Source organism: Clostridioides sp. ZZV14-6345, assembly GCF_020657775.1.
In the GTDB taxonomy this organism is placed as follows: domain Bacteria; phylum Bacillota; class Clostridia; order Peptostreptococcales; family Peptostreptococcaceae; genus Clostridioides; species Clostridioides difficile_D.
In genome coordinates this window covers 1-4,741 of sequence record NZ_JAGWCX010000118.1, presented here as the reverse complement: position 1 = coordinate 4,741, position 4,741 = coordinate 1, and the positions used below count along the sequence as shown (strand labels likewise).

The window sequence follows — 4,741 nt, the reverse complement described above, 5'->3', positions numbered from 1 at the left end:
TATCTTTAAAAGCACAAATTGATTTACAGTCTCATATAGAATATGAGTCATTTATTATTAAACTCTGTAAACATCATCTATAATTTCTACACCTTTTTTTTCTAAAGTTTCTTTTACCCAGTCTCTATTTGCAGTTCCTTCAGAAGCCTTTACAACCTTAGCATGGTCTTGCTGAGCATTTGCTTCTGCTTTCTCAATAAGGTCTACTGCATCATTTTTAGGAATTACTATTACACCATCTTGGTCTCCTAATATTATATCTCCTGGATTAACAGCAATTCCACCTATAGATATAGGCACATTTACTTCACCAGGACCTTCTTTATATGGACCACCTGGAGTAGTTCCCGTAGCATATATTGGACAATTAGACTTTGATATAACATCAATATCTCTTATTGGACCATCTATTACAATTCCAGCTACTTTTTTGAAATCTGCAAGATATTTGTACATTATTTCTCCCATGATAGCCTGTGTTCTATCTCCATTATTAGATAGTATTATTACATCTCCTTCTTGAGCTATATTAAGAGCTTGATGAAGCATTAAATTATCTCCTGGTCTTGATTTTACTGTTAATGCAACTCCACACATTCTGTTTTTTGGTGAAGACATTAACTTTATTTCTGAACTTAATGCACTTGACCTATACATACAATCTCCAACATTTGCTGCTGGTAATACACTAAATCTTTTTACAAGTTCTTTATCTGGTAAATCTCTTTTTAAATATACTCTATTTCCTATTGTCATTTTAAATTCCTCCTAATAAGTGTTTACTAATCATTATATATAGTTGCATTATCCCAATCTATTGATTTTACTGGCCAAGTAGGATTTTTACCTTCAAATACTTCATTAACTCCAATTGCAGAGTGTAAAGAGGCTCTATTAGTGGCTTCTTTAGTTGCTGCTCCTATATGAGGAGATACCACAACATTATCTAAATACAATATAGGGTTTTTAGAATCTACTGGCTCTTGTTGTAATACATCTAAACCAGCACCTGCTATAATGTTATCTCTACATGCTTCATATAAAGCTTGTTCATCTACAACACTTCCTCTTGCTGCATTTATAAAAAATGCTGTTTCTTTCATCATACTAAATTGTTCTTTTCCTATAAAATTTTTAGTAACAGAAGTTGTTGGACAGTGAACAGAAACAAAATCACTTTCTTTATATATCTTGTTTATATCTCTAGTTACTTCTACACCTTGTGGGAAGTCTTTAGATGATTTGTATGGGTCATATGCAACTACCTTCATATTAAATCCATCCATACACATCTTAGCAACTCTTGAACCTATGTTTCCACATCCAATAATTCCTACAGTTTTTCCATCAAGCTCACATTTAGGAGTTCTTAATTTAGCTTTGTAATAGTCATCTATAAAGCTTTTTCTTACCTTTGTATAATTTCTAGAGCAATATAACATATACATTAGTGTTACCTCTGCAACAGAAGTACTATTTGCTACTGGACAATACAATACTTGAACACCAAATTCTTTTGCTGCCTCCAAATCTACAGTATCAAAGCCTGCTCCATGACGTACTATTACTTTTAGGTTATCAGCAGCTTCAAATACCTCTCTCGTTATTTTAGATAGCCTAACTATAATTGCATCAATACCTTTTATATCATTTATTATATCTTTAGTTTCCATGCCTGAACCAGTTATTAGTTCATGACCTCTACTTTCTAAGTAATCTCTTCCTTCTTGCATTATTTCTTGTGGTAATAATATTTTCCAACCCATTTTTTTCCTCCTAATTAATTTTCATATATGTAATCTGGGGCACAATATACTATAAATCCATCTTTGATGGTCATTTCTGTTTTTAATAATTTATCTGCCTCGAATTTACTACCTTTCCAATCTGTATAAATTTGTTTGACATCCATAATGTCAAATATTGCTACATCTGCATTTGCACCTTCTGATAAACAGCCTATCTGATTTTCAATTTTCATAAGTTTAGCTGGATTTTGTGTTGTCATTTTTACAACATCATATAGACTTATTCCCATACATAAGTATCTTGACATAAGATTTGGTAGAGAGAATATAGGTCTTCTAAACATGCTTTCTAGTACCAAATCTGTGCTACAAATATCAGCTATAAATCCTTGTTCTTTTGCTTTTAACATAACTTCAAAATCACCATGTTTTCTACCTTCACCTGTATCAAATATGATTCCTCTTTCCCTTGCTTTCTTCACACATTCATATAAATTGCCATTTGAGTCGAGGATAGTATTTTGAACACCTTGATATACATGTTCAAATATATCTCCTGGTCTTAATATGTTTAATACTTCTTCTGTAGGAACTGGTAAATTTGTACAATGAACTTCAACAGGACATCCTATTTTTTCAGCTATTTTAATAGTTTCTTTTAATGGCTCTATCCCTAGACCCTCTACTAAATTTTCACTTAATCTTATTTTTAGACCTAATATATTATCTTTATTTTCATTGTATATTCGTTCTATTTTTTCATGATTAAAATACTTTGGGTCAATACATTCATGGTAACTAGTAGTTACCAAGTCTGCTGAGCAAACTTGCAAGAAACTTTTTATATTTACTTTACTTTTAGCTACAATTGAAGATTTAAATAGTTGGTAATTTGCTACTCCTGCTGAACAATCAATTGCACTAGTAACACCAGTTGGAAGATAGGTGCTATCTGGATATATACCAATTTCAGTTCCATCTGCAAACATATGAGCATGTGCATCAATCAACCCTGGAAAAACAAATTTACCTCTTGCATCTATTGTGTGTTTTGCTTTATCACCATGTTTATATTCAGTTACTTTTCCATTGTATATAGCAATCGTTTTATTTCCATTTACATTATTTTTAGGGTCTATTACATGACCATTTATAATAAGTAAATCTAGCATAATCATTCATCTCCAATATATAAATTTAATATGTACTTACCATAATCCAATTATTTTCCAGTAAGGTAAACCTATTACTAAAAATATTGCTAATGCAATCATTACCATGATAGTACCTACTTTCCAGAAATCTTTTTGAGATACATACCCTGAGGCAAAGGCTATAAGACCAGCTCCATTTCCATAATGAGTCAATAAAGCTCCATAACTTGCAAAGAATGCTAGTAATAATGTGACTACCATTGGATTTGCTTTAGTAGATAGAACTATTGCAAATAGTACAGGATAAAAAGATGCCACAAATGCACTATTTGACACAAAGAAGTATCTAACTGCCAAACTCACTAACAATAGTACTACTGTAACTAATAATCCATTTACATCTGATAGATTAAGTACTGTACCTAATTTATCAGCCAGCCAATTGTAAAAGCCTGCATCAGCTAATGAACCAGCAATACCATAAAATGCACCATACCATATAAATACATTCCATGCTCCTTTAGCACCAATAACATCATCCCAGTCTAAAATACCTGCTATAAGAACTAATGCCAAGAATACAAATCCTACTACTTGCATATTTAAGTTTATAAAAGGTATTTTTTCACCAAACATCCATCCAAGAATTGCAAGAATAAAGAATACAACTAATATTTTTTCATGTTTTGTAATAGTGCCTAATGAATCTAAATCTTTTCTTATCTGTGGCTTAATATCTGTTAAATGAGTTAAATCTGGCTTATATATCTTATATACTATAAGTGGTGCTACTAGTAAGAATAAGCCTGCTGGTACAACTGATGCCATAAACCAAGTTCCCCAAGTTAAGTTAACACCTAACATGCTTGCTGCCAAAGAAACTGTTATCGCATTAGTTGCCATACCTGTCAAAAATAATGCTGCTGTACCTTGAGAGACTACATATGTTAATACTGTTAAATATGCACCTAATTTTTTAGGCTCATCATCAGGTTTAGAACCTGCACCTTCTGCTATATTTCTAAATATAGGGTATATAATAGTTGTTCTAGATGCATTTGAACCTGTAGCTGGGCTAAGTATTAAATCACTTATCATCATTAAGTATCCAAGCCCTAGGGTAGAATCTCCTGCTCTTAGTAAAAGGTTATATGCCATACGTTTTCCTAATCCTGTCTTTACAAAGGCTGTACATACAATAGTTACAACAACTAAAAACCAAGTCATCTTATCTGAATATCCATGAAGTAGTATTGACTCATCCATAAACATAAGTGCTACACCTACAATGATTAAGGTAATTATTGGTTCTTTAAATGGTTTAATGACAAGACCTGCTAGTAAGCCTAGATATAAAGCAACAATATCCCAAGTTTCTTTCTTCAATCCTTGTGGTGCAGGTAAGTTCCATATAATTATTGGTATAGCTGCAACAAGTAAGAATTTCATCAACTGTTTTTTATTCATTTTCTTCTCCTTATTTAATTTTAAATTTATACTAAATTATAAAAGCACAAAATATGCCAACTTTTTAGCCTAATAATAATTTTTTTATTTTTTTGTGCAATTTATTGCAATTTTAATACGAATCAAATAGATTCAATAAAAATTTATAGAAACCTTTTCTTAAAGAGTATTAGTAGTGATACTTTATTTGCCTATATTGTATTTCAAAATGAAACACAATAATTTCAAAATGAAATATAGTATTTCAATTATTAATAAAACGCCTAGTCTAAATTTTGTGATACATATCGTTTAGCAAAAGAGGCTGTCTTAAAATAGAGATAAGCCTTATTTCCATTATTAAAATGATGAAAATACATTTGATTTCATACA

4 protein-coding genes are annotated in these 4,741 nt (G+C 31.1%); all 4 read right to left on the bottom strand.

The genetic code is table 11. The features are described from left to right. Positions 1-57 precede the first annotated feature (57 nt). From KGF39_RS18880 to KGF39_RS18865, 4 genes are read right to left on the bottom strand one after another with little or no spacing between them, the layout of a single operon-like run. Complete coding sequence (locus KGF39_RS18880; protein ID WP_054272592.1) at positions 58-756, bottom strand: RraA family protein; 699 nt, start codon at positions 754-756, stop codon at positions 58-60. Positions 757-782: 26 nt separating this feature from the next. Continuing rightward, positions 783-1,766 (bottom strand): hydroxyacid dehydrogenase, encoded by a 984-nt coding sequence (locus KGF39_RS18875; protein WP_054272593.1) that lies wholly within the window; start codon positions 1,764-1,766, stop codon positions 783-785. A gap of 14 nt (positions 1,767-1,780) precedes the next feature. Then, complete coding sequence (locus tag KGF39_RS18870; RefSeq protein WP_227823492.1) at positions 1,781-2,920, bottom strand: amidohydrolase family protein; 1,140 nt, start codon at positions 2,918-2,920, stop codon at positions 1,781-1,783. Positions 2,921-2,956: 36 nt separating this feature from the next. Further along, positions 2,957-4,369 (bottom strand): DASS family sodium-coupled anion symporter, encoded by a 1,413-nt coding sequence (locus tag KGF39_RS18865; RefSeq protein WP_054272595.1) that lies wholly within the window; start codon positions 4,367-4,369, stop codon positions 2,957-2,959. Positions 4,370-4,741: the final 372 nt, after the last annotated feature.